The sequence below is a fragment of the Neobacillus sp. DHD-1R genome, assembly GCF_057747995.1.
Genome location: NZ_CM173232.1, coordinates 4456647 through 4476651, shown reverse-complemented (window position 1 = coordinate 4476651; position 20005 = coordinate 4456647). Strand labels below are relative to the sequence as shown.

The 20005-nt window shown below is 39.4% G+C and carries 16 protein-coding genes and 1 pseudogene; 13 read left to right on the top strand and 4 right to left on the bottom strand.

Annotated elements, in window-relative coordinates:
* The first annotated feature begins 138 nt into the window (after positions 1-138).
* The 5 genes and pseudogenes from AC3ANL_RS22095 to AC3ANL_RS22075 all read left to right on the top strand — a co-directional run.
* Positions 139-1674, top strand: coding sequence for a sugar ABC transporter ATP-binding protein (locus AC3ANL_RS22095; protein WP_488326502.1), 1536 nt, complete (start codon positions 139-141; stop codon positions 1672-1674).
* Positions 1671-2711 (top strand): ABC transporter permease subunit, encoded by a 1041-nt coding sequence (locus tag AC3ANL_RS22090; protein WP_488326501.1) that lies wholly within the window; start codon positions 1671-1673, stop codon positions 2709-2711. The genes AC3ANL_RS22095 and AC3ANL_RS22090 overlap by 4 nt, the downstream gene beginning before the upstream one ends.
* Positions 2686-3702, top strand: coding sequence for an ABC transporter permease (locus AC3ANL_RS22085; RefSeq protein WP_488329804.1), 1017 nt, complete (start codon positions 2686-2688; stop codon positions 3700-3702). The genes AC3ANL_RS22090 and AC3ANL_RS22085 overlap by 26 nt, the downstream gene beginning before the upstream one ends.
* A gap of 4 nt (positions 3703-3706) precedes the next feature.
* The gene (gene lsrB, locus AC3ANL_RS22080) at positions 3707-4771 is read left to right on the top strand and encodes an autoinducer 2 ABC transporter substrate-binding protein LsrB (protein ID WP_488326500.1); all 1065 of its coding nucleotides are present in this window, start codon (positions 3707-3709) and stop codon (positions 4769-4771) included.
* Between the two features lie 93 nt (positions 4772-4864).
* A pseudogene (locus AC3ANL_RS22075) lies at positions 4865-6121 on the top strand (class II aldolase/adducin family protein); the annotation flags it as partial.
* A 100-nt stretch (positions 6122-6221) separates the two neighbouring features.
* Here the strand turns inward: AC3ANL_RS22075 and AC3ANL_RS22070 are convergent.
* From AC3ANL_RS22070 to AC3ANL_RS22060, 3 genes are all read right to left on the bottom strand, one after another.
* A complete protein-coding gene (locus AC3ANL_RS22070; protein WP_488326499.1) occupies positions 6222-6692 on the bottom strand; it encodes a divergent PAP2 family protein in 471 nt (156 codons plus the stop codon).
* Positions 6693-6934: 242 nt separating this feature from the next.
* Positions 6935-8134: a CynX/NimT family MFS transporter gene (locus AC3ANL_RS22065; RefSeq protein ID WP_488326498.1), complete on the bottom strand. Its 1200-nt coding sequence runs from the start codon at positions 8132-8134 to the stop codon at positions 6935-6937.
* Positions 8135-8353: 219 nt separating this feature from the next.
* Positions 8354-9121 (bottom strand): class I SAM-dependent methyltransferase, encoded by a 768-nt coding sequence (locus AC3ANL_RS22060; RefSeq protein WP_488326497.1) that lies wholly within the window; start codon positions 9119-9121, stop codon positions 8354-8356.
* A 126-nt stretch (positions 9122-9247) separates the two neighbouring features.
* Between AC3ANL_RS22060 and AC3ANL_RS22055 the strand changes: the two genes are divergently transcribed.
* Positions 9248-10111, top strand: coding sequence for a LysR family transcriptional regulator (locus tag AC3ANL_RS22055; protein ID WP_488326496.1), 864 nt, complete (start codon positions 9248-9250; stop codon positions 10109-10111).
* A 391-nt stretch (positions 10112-10502) separates the two neighbouring features.
* On the opposite strand, the gene AC3ANL_RS22050 is transcribed toward AC3ANL_RS22055, so the two are convergent.
* Positions 10503-11093, bottom strand: coding sequence for a M15 family metallopeptidase (locus tag AC3ANL_RS22050; RefSeq protein ID WP_488326495.1), 591 nt, complete (start codon positions 11091-11093; stop codon positions 10503-10505).
* 372 nt (positions 11094-11465) lie between these two features.
* Here AC3ANL_RS22050 and AC3ANL_RS22045 point away from each other — a divergent pair, with 372 nt between their 5' ends.
* The 7 genes from AC3ANL_RS22045 to AC3ANL_RS22015 all read left to right on the top strand — a co-directional run bounded on the left by AC3ANL_RS22045 (position 11466) and on the right by AC3ANL_RS22015 (position 19999).
* On the top strand, positions 11466-12605 hold the full coding sequence (locus AC3ANL_RS22045; protein ID WP_488326494.1) for an ABC transporter ATP-binding protein: 1140 nt from the start codon (positions 11466-11468) through the stop codon (positions 12603-12605).
* Positions 12580-14085 (top strand): CehA/McbA family metallohydrolase, encoded by a 1506-nt coding sequence (locus AC3ANL_RS22040; RefSeq protein ID WP_488326493.1) that lies wholly within the window; start codon positions 12580-12582, stop codon positions 14083-14085. The genes AC3ANL_RS22045 and AC3ANL_RS22040 overlap by 26 nt, the downstream gene beginning before the upstream one ends.
* Before the next feature lie 84 nt (positions 14086-14169).
* Positions 14170-15078 (top strand): ABC transporter permease, encoded by a 909-nt coding sequence (locus AC3ANL_RS22035; protein WP_488329803.1) that lies wholly within the window; start codon positions 14170-14172, stop codon positions 15076-15078.
* 26 nt (positions 15079-15104) lie between these two features.
* Complete coding sequence (locus AC3ANL_RS22030; protein WP_488326492.1) at positions 15105-16799, top strand: extracellular solute-binding protein; 1695 nt, start codon at positions 15105-15107, stop codon at positions 16797-16799.
* A gap of 60 nt (positions 16800-16859) precedes the next feature.
* Entirely contained in the window at positions 16860-17756 is an 897-nt protein-coding gene (locus AC3ANL_RS22025) for a carbohydrate ABC transporter permease (protein WP_488326491.1), read from the top strand.
* Positions 17757-17768: 12 nt separating this feature from the next.
* Entirely contained in the window at positions 17769-18659 is an 891-nt protein-coding gene (locus AC3ANL_RS22020; RefSeq protein WP_488326490.1) for a metallophosphoesterase family protein, read from the top strand.
* Entirely contained in the window at positions 18659-19999 is a 1341-nt protein-coding gene (locus AC3ANL_RS22015) for an MATE family efflux transporter (protein WP_488326489.1), read from the top strand. The genes AC3ANL_RS22020 and AC3ANL_RS22015 overlap by 1 nt, the downstream gene beginning before the upstream one ends.
* The last annotated feature ends 6 nt before the right edge of the window (positions 20000-20005 follow it).

Here is a 20005-nt window from a genome sequence, read left to right as displayed (position 1 = left end):
GTAAAATGTCATTTAATATTTTGGTTGTAAGCGCTTTATTGTATGGAGATGAATTTGGATTAAATTTAAACAAAAGTTAACTCTCTTAAAAAATGTTTAGGTTTAATAGATTATAAAACTAGTAAAGCGGGTGAAAAAATGCAGGACCAGCTGATTCATATTCAGCAAATCTATAAACAATTTGCCGGGAATCCCGTGTTAAAAGGAGTTGACCTCACTCTTGATAAGGGAGAAGTTTTTGCCATTGTCGGCGGAAACGGTGCTGGTAAGTCTACATTAATGAAAATCCTAACAGGGTTATATCGTCCTGATGAAGGGCAGATTGTCGTTAAAGGGGAGGCTGTTTCTTTTCATCAACCTGCAGATGCTCATAAGCAGGGGATCTATTTAGTCCCGCAGGAACCACTTATTTTCCCCAACATGACGATTCGAGAAAATGTTACGATCGGTTTTAAAGAGAAAAAGGCCGAGTGTGAAAAGAGAATTCAGCATTATCTCTCCGTTTTAGGCTGGAATTTGGATATGAACCGTAAGGGGTTCAGCTTATCCATTGCTGAACAGCAGCTTGTAGAGTTACTTAGAGGGTTAATCAGAAATGCAAAGATTCTTATCTTAGATGAACCGACCTCAACCTTAACATTTAGTGAAATCAATTCACTTTTTTCTACTATAAAAAAGCTGACGAATGATGGGCTTGGGGTCTTCTACATTACCCACCGTCTTTCTGAAATATTTGAGCTTGCTGATTCTGTGGCTGTCTTAAGGGACGGAGTGATATCTGCCAAGGGGACTGTCCGAGAATTTACCTATGAGAAATTGCTAAAAGGGTTAATGCCAGAACAAACTATTAATACCATTAGCAGGTTGGAAGATTCGAGCGAAAAAATAGTGATGAAAGAAATAAAGGGACCTAATTCCTCCTCTACCATATCAGATAATCCGGTTCTATCAGTTACGGACTTATCCGGGCATCGTTTTCACCATGTCACCTTTGATCTTTATCCTGGTGAAATCTTAGGGATTGCGGGTGTCGTCGGTGCGGGACGAACAGAGCTTGCCTCCGCCATCTTTGGTTTAGAACCGTGGGTTTCCGGTGATGTTCTCTTACTTCGTGAGAGCATTAAGCGTCTTTCAATACGAGAACGGATTAATCGGGGGCTGGTATATGTCCCTGAGGACCGACATCAACACGGTATTTTTTCCATCGCCTCCATAAAAATGAATATCACTTCAACCATCCTGCATACATTCCAACACTTATTCCTCCCATTTAAAAAAGAAAAAGAAATCTCCGTGAAAGCGATCAACAGCCTAAAGGTGGTTACAACAGGACAGAATCAATTAGTAGGCAATTTATCTGGTGGAAATCAACAGAAGATTGTTCTTTCAAAATATCTTGAAACAGGACCTAAACTCATTATTTTAGATGAACCGACACGAGGAATTGATGCCGGAGCCCGCCGGGATATTTACAAAATGATTGATGAATTAAAAGAACAGGGTTTAGCCGTGATTTTAATTTCTTCTGACACAGAAGAAATCGTTCAATTGTGTGATCGTGTCCTTGTCATGCATGAAGGAAGGATGACTTCAACCATTGCGAAAGAGAATGTTACCGTCGATTCCATCACCTCAGCAGCATTTGGGATTAAAAAGGAGTTGAAGGCTCTATGAAACTCTTATCGAAGCTCATCAAAGAAAGGGAAGTATCGATTGTTCTCCTTATCATTGTCTTTATCGGAATGGTTGGCACCATTAATAGTAAGTTTGTAACTGGGAACAGTCTAATTCTCCTGGTTAGCAGCAGTATCATTCTACTAATACTCGCTGTGGGTCAATCCTTTGTTCTGCTGACGGCAGAAATAGATGTTTCGGTAGGGTCAACAATGGGGCTATCGGCAGCGGTTTGCGGTCTGCTCTTAACGAACGGAGTTACAGGATGGGCGGCAGCCATTTTGGTCCTGATGGTTGGATTGCTGGCCGGCCTGTTTAATGGAATTGGCGTGGCTTTCTTTAAAATCCCCGCCATCATCATGACATTAGGTACATTAGGTATTTTAAGAGGTTCCATGATTATTTTAACCGGTGGAAAGTGGATTGAGGACATCCCTAACTATTTCAAAAAGCTATCAGGGACTGATTTTTTCGGTCTTCCGCTGCCAATTTGGATTGGGCTTATGATTCTGATTGCCTCGTTTCTAGTTTTGAAGCTGACGAAATTCGGCCGCTACTTTTATGCTGTTGGGGATAATGCGGATGGAGCCCGTTTGATAGGGATTCCAGTTTCAAAGATTAGAGTTCTGGCGTTTGTGCTTTCAGGATTGTCGGCATCGATAGCCGGGATGATTTTTGTGATGAATATTGGCTTCGTGCCAAATCAAACAGGCAGCGGCATGGAACTGCAGGTTATTGCAGCGGCTGTATTGGGTGGTGTGAGCTTAAATGGTGGATTAGGGACCGTACTTGGTGCAGGACTCGGTGCCATTTTTTTAACAGCTATTAATAGCTCGTTAATTTACTTAAAAATACCAGCCTACTGGAATAATGCAATATCGGGCTTTTTACTACTCCTCATTGTCATTAGTGATTCTAGATTCCAAAGCTATTTAGTGAAAAGTCAGTTTAATAAAAGCAAAAGGATGGAGATGCGGGTAAATTCCGTAAAAGGAGGGATTCAAAACGATGATCAAACAGATCAGGCCTCTCTTTAGGTGGGAAAGTGCGCTTGTTATTTTTCTCATCCTTGAACTCATTTTCTTTGGAGTGATGAATCCAGATTTTTTAAACTTTACTAATCTTATTTTTAGTATGAATGATTATGTCTATATCGGACTAGCCGCAATTCCAATGACCTATGTCATTATTACGGGTGGAATTGATGTCTCCATCGGGTCAACGATTGGATTAACTTCCATCTCGATTGGTGTTCTGTGGATGAATGGTGTAAATGTGTGGCTCGCGGTCTTGATGGCTCTCGTAATAAGTGCCTGTGCGGGTGCGGTGAATGGCGTCATTGTCGCTAATAGTAATGTTCAGCCATTGGTTGTTACATTAGGAAGTATGTTTCTTTTCTCTGGGATCGCTTTAGTAATGTCTGGTGGAAGCAAAGCGTCAGGATATGAAGGCATTAGCGGTTTCCCCGATTCGTTTGTCCAACTGGCAAATGGTGAAACATGGGGTTTGCCTAATCCCATTCTATTTTTAGTCTTTTTTATGATCCTTTTTGCCGTGATTTTAACCCTGACACGCTTTGGCAGACAGGTGTTTCTGATAGGAATAAACATAAAATCAGCCCGGTACAGCGGAATATGTACAAAGTCTATCTTAATTTGGTCGTATATTATAGCCGGTTTAGGAGGTGGTATCAGTGGCGTAATCTTAACATCCTACTTCAGTTCTGCTAGGTCAGACCTCGGTACAGAAGCAGTTTTGCCTGTTATTACCGCAGTTGTACTAGGCGGGACTAGTATTACGGGTGGAAAGGGCTCAGTTATTGGTACAGGAATTGCCAGTATTGTTATTGGAATGATGCAGTATGGTTTACAAATGATTAATATGACAAGTGAGGAAACCAGTGTAGTAATTGGATTTTTATTAATCGCAGCCGTATTACTTCGTTTAACCAATTGGAGTAATCTCCCATTATTTATTAAAAAATTTAATAAAAAGGCGGTTGTAAATGGACCGCAAAAAGGAGTGTAGATTAATGAAGAAATCTGGAATAATAAAGTTGTTCACTGTTGTATTATCAGTATTCTTGCTGCTTGCAGCTTGCAGCAGCGGCGGGGAAAAGGCGTCAAGCGGGGATAGTACAAAGAAGAAGGATGTTAAATTAGCGTTTATTCCTAAATTGACTGGGGTTGGATTTTTCACTTCAGGAGGGGAAGGCGCCAAGGAAATGGCAAAAGAACTAGGTGTCGACTTAACCTATGATGGTCCAAGTGAAGCGAACGTTGCTGGTCAGGTGAAATATATTAATAACTTTGTTAATCAAGGTTATAAAGCGCTCATGATCTCATCCACATCTGTTGACGGCCTAAACCAAGCATTGGATCGTGCCAAGAAACGCGGCGTTAAAATTTTAACTTGGGATTCAGACGTGAATCCAAAACACCGCTCTTTTTATATAAACCAAGGAACACCGGAACAATTAGGCGGTCTGCTGATAGAAATGACAGCTAAACAAATTCCAGACAAAGCTAAAGTGGCTTTCTTCTACTCCAGTCCCACAGTAACAGACCAAAACCAATGGGTGGAGGCTGCGAAAGCAAAAATTAAAGCAGAGCACCCAGGGTGGGAAATTGTGACGACTCAATTCGGTGAAAATGATGCCCAAAAGTCTCTAACGGTGGGTCAAAATATAATTAAGACTTATCCGGATATTGATGCGGTCATTTGTCCAGATGCTACTGCTTTACCAGCAATGGCACAAGCAGCTGAGAACCTTAAAGTAGCAGGTAAGATTGCGATCACAGGTTTTTCCACTCCAAATGTTATGAGAGATTTTGTTAAACGTGATACGGTTAAGCAATTTGGACTTTGGGATGTTAAAAAGCAGGGGGCACTTGCCGCTTATGTAGCCTATCTTATGACGGTTAAAGGTAAGGACCTAAAGGTTGGTGATGAGTTTGACGTACCGAATGTAGGTCACGTTAAAATCGAACCGAATACCATTCAAGGCTATGATTACACAGATGACCGCAGCGGGATTATCTTATTACCAGAGCGAGTCGTGTTTACGAAGGAGAATATTGATAACTACGATTTTTAAAATAGGGGAAGACTGCCGTAACTGGCAGTTTTTCTTATTTTGGTTAGGGCCAAACCAGATGGATGGAAAACTGAGTATGGAGTGTGAGGAAACATGAAAACTGAACATAAATGGGACAAAAAGTTGGCAAAGGAGCTTAAGAAAGGTTTAGCTGAACTGGTTTATCGATCCAATTTATTAGGCTCTGACCGTGGGGTAGCCAACTGGGGTGGTGGCAATACATCGGTAAAAACAACCATGAAAGATAAGCAAGGGCAGGAAGTAGACATCTTGTGGGTGAAAGGCAGCGGGTCTGACCTTGGTACAATAAAGGCCGATCAGTTTACAGCCCTTAATTTATCAGCTATAAAACCATTATTTAATAGAGAAGAGATGAGTGATAAAGAGATGATTGCCTTACTCTCTCAATGTATGATGGATTCCAATCACCCTCGTTCCTCGATTGAAACTCTATTGCATGCCTTTTTACCGTTTAAACATGTGGATCACACACATCCAGATGCGATTATTGCCATTTGTTGTGCAGATAATGGAAAAGAAATTGCGAAGGAAGTTTTTGGTGAGCGATTCGTTTGGGTTCCTTATGTACGCCCGGGCTTTAAACTATCAAAACTTATATTTGAAGCAGTAAATGCAAATCCAAACGCTGAGCTTGTTTTAATGGAAAAGCATGGGCTCGTCGCATGGGGTGAAACTTCTGAAGAATCTTATGATAAGACCATAAAAATCATTCAAGATGCTGAAGCTTATATTAATTTAGAGATGAAGAAAATGCCTCTATTTGGAGGAAAAAAATATGTTTCTTTACATTTAGTTGAAAGAGAAGCTGTCTTACAAAAAGGTTTACAGGCGGTTCATGAAATAATTAACAAGGAAAAGGAAATGAAATTGAATTATGACAATTCTGAAGAGGTTCTTCGTTTTGTCAACAGTCATGAAGCTCATGCCCTTTCACAAATCGGACCCGCATGTCCAGATCATTTACTCCACACCAAACGCCTGCCGCTATATATTAACTGGAATCCTCAAGGGGAAACAGGTGAGGAACTTGTCGATAAAATAAAGAAAGAATTGGGTAAATATAAAGAGGATTATCTAGCTTATTTTAATAAAAATAAGAATCCAGGCGATCGAATCAGTGAAACATTCCCACGTGTATTACTTATACCGGGAGTAGGAATGGTTAATACAGGAAAAGATGATTTTTCAGCCCGGTTAAGCGGAGAACTTTATAAACGGGCCATAGCAGTTATGGCAGCCGCCACTGCTATAGGGAATTTTGTTTCACTCAATGAAAAAGAATCCTATGATGTAGAATACTGGCCCTTGGAATTGTATAAATTGAGCCTAGATACAAAGAAATAGGAGGGAAGCAGGAACTCAATCTACATAAGGTAGAGAGGTTCCTTTCTACTCATCACATTGGCTGACATTGATTTCAAAGCTGGTTTTAAAACGGATAAAACTGATACGTAAGAACACCAACGACGATTCCTGTCAGGGCTCCAAAAAAGACTTCTGCGGGCTGATGTCCTAATAGTTCTTTTAGTTTTTCTTTGGACTCGGTTTTCTTTAGATTTGGGTTTTTTAAGGATTCGATGAGAAGGTTGAAGTCAATTAACAATTTATTTAATATTTCCGCATGATAGCCAGCGTGTCTTCGCACACCCATAGCATCATGCATAACAATCACGGAAACCACGACCGATATGGCAAAGGCATTTGACTGAATTCCTGACGTTAATCCAATGGCTGTGGTCAATGAAATAATCGTAGCTGTGTGGGAGCTGGGCATTCCCCCTGTACTAAACATCAGGTTCCATTTTAATTCACCAGTTGTTAAAAGATGTATAGGAATTTTAACAAACTGAGCAATCAACATACCTAAAAGGGCTGCTAAAAGGGGATAGGATAAAAACATGTGGTCCTCCTAATCATTTGTCTGTCCTTGAATAATGTAAAACTATATAACTTTTCTAAATATATATACTATTTACCTATTTAATGCAACCATAAACTTGTCTTCCTAGTATGAATAACAAACTATTTTTTCAAAAAATTTCAAGGGTTCGAAGATGAGTGAGGCGACAGAAGTCAAATCTAGATCATAAAAAAATGTGCAGAAGGTAAAAAAAGGCAAACAGTGACTGTCACTGTTCGCCTTTATACATAGCGATTTCGACCCGACAACATCCCAAATAGCGTAAGGACTACAGAAATGACCGTTAGCGTAATAAGTGGAATGGTCCACAAATGGGTTTTGTCATACAAAAATCCGATAAACAACGGACCCACTGCTGCTAGGATATAACCAGTGGATTGGATCATCCCAGATAGTTCTGCAGCTTGAGTGGCATTTTGTGAGCGAAGTCCAATATAACTAAGAGCAAGTGGAAAGTTTCCTCCCAAGGCTATCCCAATTAAAATAATACTTATGATTAAAACGGGATATGATGAGCCCAGCAGTAATCCTCCGTAACCAATAATGGTGAACATCCCTAACATGAACGCAATCCATATTTGAGACCGGTACCGACCTGCGATGACAGGGATGAAGAAGCTTGCGGGCAGGCCCACTAGCTGGGTAAATGAAAGCATCCAGCCGGCTGTTCCCATACTTAATCCATGACTATGTAAGATTTCAGGTAACCATGAAATCGTGACATAAAATAAAAAGGACTGAAATCCCATAAATATGGAAATTTGCCAAGCAAGAGGTGATCCCCACATATGAGAAGATTTAGAAGCAACCTTTTTTAGTACACTTTGATTCCCTTGATTGAATCTAAGCAGATAAGTCCACAACAAGATCGCGATGATAGCTGGTATGCCCCATACGATAAGGGCTCCTTGCCAGCCAAGACTTAAATCTTCTGCTAACGGAACACTAAGTCCTGATGCTAAGGAGGCAATCAATCCCATTGAGGTGGAATACACACTTGTCATGAGCCCGAATTTGTGTGGGAATTTATCCTTTACCACGGCAGGCAGCAGAACATTTCCAATCGCTATACCCATCCCAATAAAAAGAGTCCCAATAAAAAGGAAAAACGTCATAGGAATGGACCGAATTCCGATTCCGATTACGAGGGAAATCAACCCTGCTAGCAGAGTCTTCTCATTTGTTAAACGATTAGCCAGCTTTGGAACAATGGGTGACATGGCGGCAAAAACGAGTAAAGGGAAACTCATTAATAGTCCTGCACTCCAATGGGCCAGTCCAACATCATCCTGAATCATTCCTACTAATGGTCCTACGGATGTAAGGGAGGGGCGCAGATTAAATGCGACTAGAACAATTCCAGCCACTAAAAAAAATATATATGTCGATTTCGTATGAGCAGTTGACTCTTGTAACTCCACGATTAGAACTCCCTTCAGAAAAACAAACTTTCTACAGTATAACATATAGGTCAAATTGAGCGGTAAATTGAGCTAAGGTGGTAAAGGGAGGTTCATAGGGAAGGGACAAGGGACAAGAGACGCCGTGAATGAGCCGTCCTTGTCCCCGTAAGAGTTTCCAATTTTTTATTCTATAAAAACTATCAGTGTCTCTCCAGCAAATAGAGATGTCCGCTTTGCTTATTCTTTAACCCCAATCACACGAATCCTTTTATAATCAACAATCCAGCTGCCGTCCTTATATAGAACTTCCTTTAATTTGTTCTCAACATTAGTTATGATACGTTCTTTTGTTTGATCAGGGATACCCTCCAATAAGCTGCTGCCAAACATAGCAATCCAGTTTCTAATGCCTTTGTCTCCATCCAACCGGGTTGGGCGATCAAAGTGGTGAGCAAAGGTCACTCTAAATCCTGCTTGTTCCATTAATGACGAGTATTCAGCAATACTGGGAAAAAACCAAGGGAATTGTTCTTCCCTAAAAGGTAAACCTTCTGCCTCAATTTGTTTCATTATTTCTTTGTATAATACTTCAACATTTCCCTTGCCCCCAAATTCAGCAACAAATCGTCCACCCGGTTTTAAGCTTTTATAAATACCATCTAATGCTGGCACTGGTTGTTTGATCCAATGGAGTGCAGCATTAGAAAAAACCGCATCAAATTCATTTTCAAAGTCTAATGCTGTCGCATCTTGAACGATAAACGTAATAGTGGGGTATTTATTTCTTGCTAGTTCAATCATTTGATCAGATTGGTCCACCCCTATGATTTCCGCCCCAAACTGAGCTAACTGCTTTGCTAAATCTCCTGTTCCGCAGCCAACATCAAGGATTTTCTCACCCTTTTGCGGAGCTAATAATTCAATTAAGCTCTCTCCAAAATGGGATACAAATGAATGTTTAGAATCATAAAGATCGGCATTCCAAGTGTCCCTTGTTTTTTCCATCTTGCAACGCGCTCCTTTTTGTAAGAAATTTAATAATAATTAGATTATAATGGAGAAGTTAAATAATGGATATTAACAAAAAAAGAGAAAGTTAATAACCAACCGTTATTGAATTGAGGGACCAATATGGATATAAAGTGGTTAAGAACCTTTATTATTTCGGCAAAATATGAAAATTTCCGGGAAGCCTCTGAGGAACTTTTTCTAACTCAACCGGCTGTAACCAAACATATTAAACGGCTGGAAGAAAGCCTAAACATTCTCTTATTTGAACGAATCGGAAATAAAGTCGCCCTTACACCGGCAGGCCATAGGTTTTTATCCTATGCGAGGGAGTTAATGACAAATTATGAACAAGGGATGATCGACTTTGAATCGTGGAAACAAGGATATAACCGAAAGTTGGTAATAACAGCGGCTCCACAAATTGCCTCATCCTTTCTGCCCGCTTTATTAAGGCAGTTTATGGAAAAGAATCCGCATATAGAAGTGCTCATCAATGTATTAAATTCTTATGATATAGGCCATGAAATAAGTGGAGGAAGGGCGGACGTAGGTCTAACTAGAATCCTGCCTGTTCAAACCAATATAAAGATAGCGACGGTGCATGAAGAATCGGTCATCTTAGTTGGACCTAATGAACCTTGCTTAAATGAACAGACCGCTCTCGAAAAATATAGGCTTATCACACATAACCACCCAGATTATTGGGAGCAGCTTTTGCCCGATATCATGAGGCACTATCCTAGGGTGCAAACGATGAAAGTAAATCAAATAGAGGTGACAAAACGATTCATTGAGGAAGGACTTGGTGTTTCCTATTTACCTAGTACGGTAGTTAAAGAAGAAATTAGTAGGAATAAGCTGGTTGAAATTATTCCAGATAAAATCGTTACACCTACTTCTTCTACCTATCTATTAACAAAAGTAGAAACGGATGAAGTGGTTAGTTTTACTCGTTTTTTAAAAGAGGCTATTTCGAGGTTATAGTTTATAGGGTACACAATGGCTGGTGTACCTCTACAAATATATTAATCATACAAATTGTGCTGCAAAAATAGATAAAATGATTATTGGCTACCCAGCTGCCTCCATTTTATGAGATAGGGTCGTCAATAAGCGCTATTAACTACCGTGTTGCTTCATTTTAGGAGTGTAGAGTCGCCAATAAGCGCTATTAACTACCGTGTTGCTTCATTTTAGGAGTGTAGAGTCGTCAATAAGCGCTATTAACTACCGTGGTGCCTCATTTTTAGGAGATAGGGTCGTCAATAAGCGCTATTAACTACCGTAGTACCTCATTTTTAGGAGTGTCCGGTCGTCAATAACCGCTATAGACTACCGTGCAGCCCCCATTTAAAGAGTCACGGTCGTCAATAGCTTACTGTTTGCCTGTGTCAAGGTCTGCTGTTAAGGATGTCTCAGCCGGTCTCTCGCCGTTTTGTAAATCAGCGATAGTCAGGCCGAAATTCATTTCCAAATGAGGATAATCCTTGAATCCCTTCCAATCGCCTCCCCATTCAAACCCTAGCGCTTTCGCTATTTTGACAACCTCAGCCCAATCGGCTTTTGCATTTCCATTTCGATCATAGTCCCTATCCCAAACCACATCACCTGAAGGCGTCTCTAATGCAAAATCAATGGCAAGTCCAAAATTATGATAAGACTCTCCGCCCTTTGCATTGGTCACAATATTTCCCTCCGTCGTACGGCCTTGTTCATAAAGCCGATCCTGTTCTTCCGCACTACGGAAACTATCCGTAATCACGACCACTATGCCTTTATCAGCCGCCTTCTGAATCAATTGATCTGTGCGTTCCTTTACAATCGGATTCAGTTCAGTGGGGAAGGGAACTGCCTCCTTCTTTTTCACATCCGTAGAGGGGTTAGAATCCAAATAGAAGAGGATGCCGATCAAGACAAGTGCAAAAGTAAATAATACACTTCCTACCCTTTTCTTTTTTAACTTCAAAATGACAAATCCCTTCGAAAAAAATTATTTCATCATAATAGGACGAAAAAAATTATATTGTTGTTTCATATATTTATATCTATTAAACTATAACGTCAATTTCTTTATTATAGCTTAAAAACAAATCTTTGAAAAAGGTAACTGATACCTGGTGATAGGGATCGAAAACAAAGCTGTTAGTGGAACCGCTTTTCCTCCTTGGAATAAACTGACCGTGAATAATTGTGAGATAACTTAACGAATTATTTACCTTTCAAATATATTTACTTAATATTTGCCTGTTAGATTATAAGAGTAAACAAAAACAAAACAAAAATAAAAAATGTAAAACAAAAATAAAACAAAAATATAAAGTTGTATCTGGGAGGTAACATGGCTAAATTAACGATTCGAAATTTATCCAAAGAGTATAGTGGCGGTGTAAAGGCAGTCAAGGATTTTAATTTATCGATAGATGATGAAGAGTTTATTGTATTTGTCGGACCATCCGGGTGTGGGAAATCGACAACCTTGAGAATGATCGCTGGATTAGAAAGCATCAGTGCGGGGGAAATTCTCATCGATGATAAAATAGTGAATCGTCTTCATCCAAAGGACAGAGATATTGCCATGGTTTTTCAAAACTATGCCCTCTATCCCCATATGACGGTATTTGGAAATATGGCTTTTTCGTTAAAGTTAAGAAAAATACCGAAACAAGAAATTAAAGAACGAGTGCACAAGGCAGCGAAAATATTAGATATTGAATCATTATTAGATCGAAAACCGAAGGCTTTATCAGGTGGACAAAGGCAGCGTGTTGCCCTCGGAAGAGCGATTGTTCGTGATGCAAAAGTTTTTTTAATGGACGAGCCCCTTTCGAATCTTGATGCGAAACTAAGAACACAAACTCGTACGGAAATTATGAAACTACATAAAGAGTTAAAAACCACGACCATTTACGTTACCCATGACCAAACGGAAGCGATGACAATGGCCACGAGAATTGTCGTATTAAAAGACGGTGTTATTCAACAGGTGGGAACACCAAGAGAAGTCTATGCAAAACCAAAAAATATATTTGTCGGCAGTTTCATTGGTGCACCAGCGATGAATTTTATTGAAGGAAGATTAGTAGACAAGGGGCTTGAGGCAGCAGGCACCGTTATTTCGCTGCCAAGCGGACAAATGAATCTATTAAAAGCAAGAGGATATATGAATAAAGCCATCGTGATTGGGATACGGCCAGAACATATAAAAATTTCTAATGACAAAAAAGCCGACATAAACTACCATTTTCAAACCAATGTAGAATTAGCGGAGCTAACAGGATCGGAGACGATTTTACATCTGAAACTGAACAACCAGGACATTATTGCAAAAGTGGATGCGGTTGAACCATTTGTATCAGGACAATCGATTGAGATGATCTTTGATGTGGAACATATTCATTTTTTTGACAAAGAATCGACTGAGCGAATCGAATTACCTTCGATAGGAATGAACGATGATGAAGCAGTTGTCGCTATTTAAAACAACACTAGGAAATTATCAATTAATGGTAACCCCTGATTCACATCAGTCACATATTATTTTTCGGGTAGAAGTGCCTGAGTCAACGCAAGAGCTACAGATCCATTATTCATATTCCCCTAGTGAAGAAAAACTGGACGGAAATCTAGATTATTTATTTTCACGTTATCAACATGACAACAACATGGCAGCTTCTGATCGAGCTCATGTTTCAGAGGTAAGAAACCTTATTACCATTTCGGCGCGGTCTAATCAAGGGTATGAAGGAGGCTGTCATCGATTTGAACCAACCGGAACGATTATCATTAGTCAAACGGCTTCTTCTCCAGGGATGTATACGAGGAAGATTGAGCCAGGCTTTTGGGATATATCTCTAAATCTTCATTCGGTGGTCACACCGAAAACGACCATTCATTGTACGATCGAGGCTTTACATGAAGAGGACCCAATAGTGCATCAGCCCATTCAAATTGAACACCTGAAAAAAATGCCTTTAAATAGAGAGCGAATTAAAGAAGGGCTATTTCATTATCAAAAGGTAGAACTGCATTCACACACCCATCATAGTGATGCCGTCCATTCTACTATCGAGTTAATAACAGAGGCAGTGAAACAGGAAATTGATTGGCTTGCGATCACCGATCATAATACGTTAAGCGTGTTTGATGATGTTTCTAGTATCAATCACTCGATTCAAATCATAAAAGGTATGGAAATGACCACATTTTTCGGCCATTTCTTAACATTAGGCTATCAAAATCAACTACCCCTCGATTGGACTTTAATCGATCGTTTTACTATCAATGAAAAACTAAAGGAACTGAAAGCGCGAGGCTTAGTGATAGGGATTGCACATCCTTTCGACGTGGGGAGCCCCTATTGTACAGGGTGCAGGTGGCAGTATGTATTAGAAACACTGGAACATATCGACTTCATTGAAGTATGGAACTCTGAGGATCCGCATCTTTCCTTATCGAATGCCGATGCCATTGCAAAATGGACTCAGCTGTTAAATGGCGGCATTGAAATTGCAGCAACATGTGGAAGGGATTGGCATCATTCCCATACAACAAAAAAACCTGCCTCCCTTTATGTGCTAGCCGATATAAACGCAGACGAACAAGAGATCATAAACTCGGTGAAGCTTGGCAGGAGTTATATGACTTTGACAGCGAAAATCGAATGGATGATTAATGATAAATGGACTATTGGTGACAGAATGAAGATCGATGATGGAAGTGACATGATCATCCAGATAAGACTTTCCGAGGCTGACAATGTCCATGTCGTGAAAATCGAATCGAATTTGGGAGATATATATGAAACGACACAAGTTCATATCCTCTATAAGCTTAAGAGAATGAAAGATTTACTGTGGCTGAGAGTCTCAGCATTTGATGAAGATTTCAACCGAATCTTACTAACAAATCCTGTCTATTTTTCTAAAAAAGAAATGGAGACCGGAGAGGAGGATGACTAGATGGAGATCACAACAAGTAAGATGATCGAGGCATCAACAGTGGTGGAGGATAGCAGAAAGAAGAAAAAGAAACATGTTCAGCCGATGAAGGTGACTTTTGAAACTATATGGCAGCATCGAGCTCTGTATCTCATGCTCCTACCTTGCATAGTTTTCTTTATTATTTTTTCTTATTTACCTATGGCTGGTATGGTATTAGCGTTTAAAGAGTTTCGCTTTGATACAGGAATATTTGGCGGGGAATGGGTGGGCCTTAAATATTTTGAACGTTTCTTCCAGGATCCCCAAAGTTGGACCTTTATTAAAAATACGCTCATTATCAGTTCGATGAAATTGATCTTAGCATTGCCGTTTCCAATTATTTTGGCACTGCTGCTGAATGAAATAAAAAACAATAAAATCCGCAGCTTTATCCAAAGCATTACCTACCTGCCTCATTTTATTTCGTGGGTGGTGGTTGTAGGAATTTTGCAAAGTATTTTAGCACCCAATACCGGGCTGCTAAATCAATTCATATCTTTTATGGGAGGTGATGGGAGCACATTTTTCTTAATGGAAGAAAAGAATTTTCATTCGATTATGTTTTGGAGCTATGTTTGGAAGGATATTGGCTGGAATTCGATCATTTATTTTGCCGCCATTGCGGGGATTAATCCAAGCCTTTATGAAGCGGCTGCCATTGATGGAGCAAATAGATGGAGACAAATTTGGCATATCACCTTAACAGGTATTCGACCAACGATCTTAATTCTATTTATCCTATCGTTAGGGAATATCCTGTCCGCAGGCTTTGATCAAATTTATTTGTTGAAAACACCAGGGAATGCTGAAGTTTCTGAAATTATTGATACGTATGTGATACGAACCGGGCTGCAAAGCGGGCAATTTGGGTATGCCACTGCAGTTGGGATGATGCAAGGGATTGTAGGGTTGATTTTAGTCCTAGTAGTTAACCGTTTTTCGAGCAAGAAATTTAATACTTCATTATGGTAAACAAATTTCGGGAGGAACCCATTACTATGAAAAAACTGTCATCAAAATTTTTACTACTACTTATCGTAGGCATTCTGATGCTTACTGCTTGTTCGAAAAAGACGGAAGAGAGCGCAAGTCGAGAAAAGCCTAAAGATGCACCAGATACATGGATTGCCGATCGCACCATAAAAGGGCTTGTATTTGAGAGTGATGGGGACGTTTCAGCTGAAATGAATCCAGAAATCGCTGCAGAATTAAAGAAAAAAACGGGTATTACCTTAGAGTTACAAGGGATTACAGTTGAGGATTCAACTGAAGCGCTAACTTCAGGGCTGGCAGCCGGGGATTTACCAGATTTTATTGCCTATTATTTGAACAATAGCGGTCGTCCAGAAATGCAGATCTTATTAAAAGGTGCACGTGAAGGAATGTTCACCGATTTAACACCAATGCTCAAAGACACAAAGATCTATAGCAAGTATTTTAAAGATGGATACTTACCGAAAGATACGAAAGACAATATTATGTTTCGCGATGAATTTAAGGGGGCAAGCTACTTTACTCATATGTCCATTCCACGTGAGCCTGGTACCGTTACTCGGAAATATGTTGGCGGCCCCTATATCCTTAAAGACATAGTTGATCAATTAGGCATCAATCCAGCTGAAATTGATACAACGGACAAGCTTCGTGATTTAGCAGAGAAGATTAAGGCTGGTAATTTTAAAGATGTGAATGGCAAGCCAATCACGCCGATTGGTCCAACTGCTTGGGGCGGGGCAGACAGAGATTTTATTTTCAATGATCTTGTCTGGTCAGGCGATTCAGGTGAGAAATTCTTAAAAGATAAAGATGGAAAAATCAAGCATGAATCACAAACAGATTATGGTTTAAAACGCGTTAATTTTGTTCGAGGATTATTACATGATGGTCTTCTTCACCCTGAATTTTTCACAATGGAGGAAAATAAGGCAAAAGAAGGTATTGTGAACAAATCGTTTGGAATTGTAGCTGATATGCATAATTATGTTGTGCAAAACAATGATATGAAATATGTTCCACTGGGACCGCTCAATACTGCTGAAGGAAAGTACCAAATGCAAGTATCTTACAAATCCGGATATGCGGGTTGGTCGATTCCTTCCACAACGAAGCATCCAGAGGATATTGTGAAACTAGCAGACTTTTTAGCAAGCCGTGAAGGGAAATTACTTAGTCAGTATGGAATCGAAGGCAGAGACTATACATTAGATGAAAAAGGGAATCCACTTGTGAAAAAAGAAGTTTTAGATTTAAAGGAAAATGATCCAGCTGCTGCTGCGGAACTAGGCTTCAGGGGTGCGGGGTCTTACTGGGCTGAGCATCTTGGGTATACAGATATGGATAATTTCGCAGACTTTGGTGAACATGAATATGGTGACAGAGTCCGTGGTGAAGATACAAAAGCCGCTGAAAAAATCCTTCAAATGTGGAATTACGATGAGAAGTTTAAGAATGCAAAAGTAGTAGATGGTTCAACGCCTAAAACCTTTATTTTTGAATATAAAAATGGAGACAATTTGAATATTGCCTTAGATACGTACAATGAAAATTTATTACGTGCCTACTACAGTAAGTCAGATGAAGAAGCTAAGAAAATCTTAGATGACTCAAAGAAATTACTAGAAAAGTCAGGATTAAATGATTATATCAAACTCATTGAAGAAAAAGAAAAAGAAGGAACGACGATTAAATATTAAAAGAACAAGCTTCCTTTCTCAATAGAGGAAGGGAGCATTTTTTTTCAAGGAGGGATTTCAATGTTCGACGAGCATGAAAAATATGGGCGCTTCTTTAAAACGTTCAATCTGATCATAATGGTTCTTCTTTGTCTATCGATTATTCTTCCATTTTTAAATATCCTCGCATTATCGTTTAATGAAGGAACAGATGCGCAAAGGGGCGGAATCCATTTTTTTCCGAGAGAGTTTAGTTTTGCAAATTATCTAGAAGTATTTAAGCAATCGTCGATTATCAATGCCTTTGGCATCAGTCTATTCAGAACAGTAGTGGGTACCATCATCAGTGTGTTTTTAACAGCGATGGCTGCCTATGCTCTGAAATCAAAGACACTGCCAGGCAGGAAAATCATCACGTTTGTTATTTTCTTCACGATGCTATTTAGCGGTGGAATTGTCCCTTACTATTTGGTGTTAACAGAGCTGCATTTAACCAACACCATTTGGGTCTATATCATTCCAAGTCTATATAGTGTTTGGAATATTTTAATCATGAAGACGTTTTTTCAACAAATACCAGAGAGCATTGAAGAAGCGGCGAAAATTGACGGCTGCAGTGAATTTCAAATCTTCTTAAGAATCATCCTGCCAATGAGTAAACCGGTGATCGCCACGATTGGACTATTTAATGCGGTTGGTCATTGGAATGATTGGTTCTCTGGCTCTTTCTATGTACGAAATCCTGAACTAAAACCACTTGCCACACTTTTACAAGAAATGCTAACGAAACAACAGGCGATGGCGGATGCATTACTGAGAAATTCAGGTGCTTATGCGATGTTGGAGAAAATGACGATTACGGGTGACTCTTTGAAAATGGCCACGATTATTATTGTTGTAGCGCCAATTATTATGATTTATCCGTTTATCCAAAAATACTTTGTTAAAGGTGTCAATATTGGTTCAGTCAAAGAATAGGAGAGAAAAAAGATGGAACATATAATGAGAGAAGATGGAAAGTTTACGATTTTGCAATTAACTGATTTACATATAGGGTCAATGCCGTTTCATGAACATGATGATCTGACATTTCAACACATAAAAGATATGACTGAAAAAGCAAATCCCGATTTGATTGTCATTACGGGAGATTTAATTTGGTCTGAAGGTGTCCCAGGTCCTGAAAAAAGTTTTGATGAATTGATCAAGGTATTAAATCAATTAAATAAACCGATTGCGATTACCTATGGGAACCACGATTCTGAAGAAGGAATCACACGCACCGACTTAAGGGAAATGGAAGAAAAAATCGAACAATTAGTGGAAAAGAAGCATTTGCATATTGTTGAGGACCGGGCCTCTTATTGCGTTGAAATCAAAAATCAAGATTGCGATGTTGAACATGTCCTTTATTTCATAGATAGTGGTTCGATCGACCCGTTAGGAATTGGCACCTATGAGTTCGTGCATCCTGACCAGGTATCATGGTTTAATGAAGTCTCTAAGCACTATCATAATAGAGGGAAAGAGTATAAACAAAATCTCTTATTCTTACATATCCCGCTGCCAGAATATAAAGAGGCATTGATGTATGGCAATGTAGCCGGAAGTAAAAATGAGACCATTTCTTCGCCAATGTTGAATACCGGTTTATTTACTTCTTTATTACTAGATGGCAATGTGGCTGGTGTGTTTTGCGGTCATGATCATGATAATGACTTTGTTGCTGACTATCAAGGAATTAAATTGTGCTATGGCAGAATCAGCGGGTTCCAATGTTACGGGGAACTAACGCGTGGTGCACGAGTGATTGAACTCCATGACAATCAATCGTTTGAAACCCATCTCATTGAAACAACCCGCTACCCAAACTATAAATAATGAAGAACTATCAAGAGGTTCCTACATTTCGATATCTGTTTATTCCTTTATTAGTAGAGCAGTTTTTTCAGCTATTATTAGGCAACATTGATGTATTAATGCTTAGTCAGTATTCTGATAATAGTGTGGCGGCGGTAGGGTTGGCAAATCAAATCATCGTTGTGACGACGATGATCTATGGATTTATTAATATTGGGACAACGATTCAGCTTACCCAGCTTTCAAGTACGAGCCAAAAGGAAAAAAGCACAAAGGTGGTTGTCCATGCCTTTTATTTAAATATCATTTTCACCATCATCATGACGACTGGACTAGTGGTATTTAACAAAAGCTTCCTTCAATGGCTTCACACACCAGAAAATTTAATCGAAGAAGCTGCAATCTATTTAAAAGTGATCGCCTATGGATTTATTTTTCATTCGATCATGGGCTTAGCAGCGAGTATTTTTAGAAGTTACTCGTTGGTTAAGCTTGTGATGTTTGTAACCGTACTGACAAATATTTTGAATATTCTTCTTAACTCCATCGTTCTCTTTACACCTTTTACCCTTTTGGGTACGGGTGTTCCAGGTGTGGCTGCTGCGACAAATATCAGCCGAATGATTGGTATGATCATTTTATGTATTTATTTTATTAGGCAAAAAGAGCTCCTATTTGGAAGTATCAATTGGTTGAAAATAGAAGCGAAGGTTATGAAAAAAATACTAGTTCTCGGTATTCCTTCAGCGGGAGAACATGTTTCTTATAATTTATCCCAAGTGATTATCACTGGTTTTATTGCCAGCTTAGGTGCTGCCACAATTACCGCCAAGATTTATGCGCAAACCATCACATCGATTGTATTTGCCTGTTCGATGGCGATTTCACAGGCTGCTCAAATTATTACGGGGAAGCTAATTGGGAATAAGTTGACGGATACAGCGTATTCTTTTTCTGTAAAATTACTGAGGAAGAGTATACTTTTAACCACCTTATGTACAGCCGTAATCGCAGGTTTATCATCATCGATTGTTCCTTTTTTTACATCAAACGAGGAAATTATTAAGCTTTCGGTATTGCTTGTCTTTCTAAGTATTCTCCTTGAACCTGCCAGGACAGCGAATGTGATTCTTGTTTCGTCACTGAATGTTGCAGGTGATGTGAAATACCCGGTATTGATCAGTATCATTGTCGTCTGGGGGTTTGTCATACCAATGAGTTTTATTATCGGTATTTGGTTACACTATGGCTTAATCGGAATATGGATTGTATTTATACTAGATGAGTGGATTCGTGCGGGCTTATTATTTTTGAGATGGAAAAAAGGACATTGGAAATCCTTGAATATTTTGGTAGATTAATAGTGA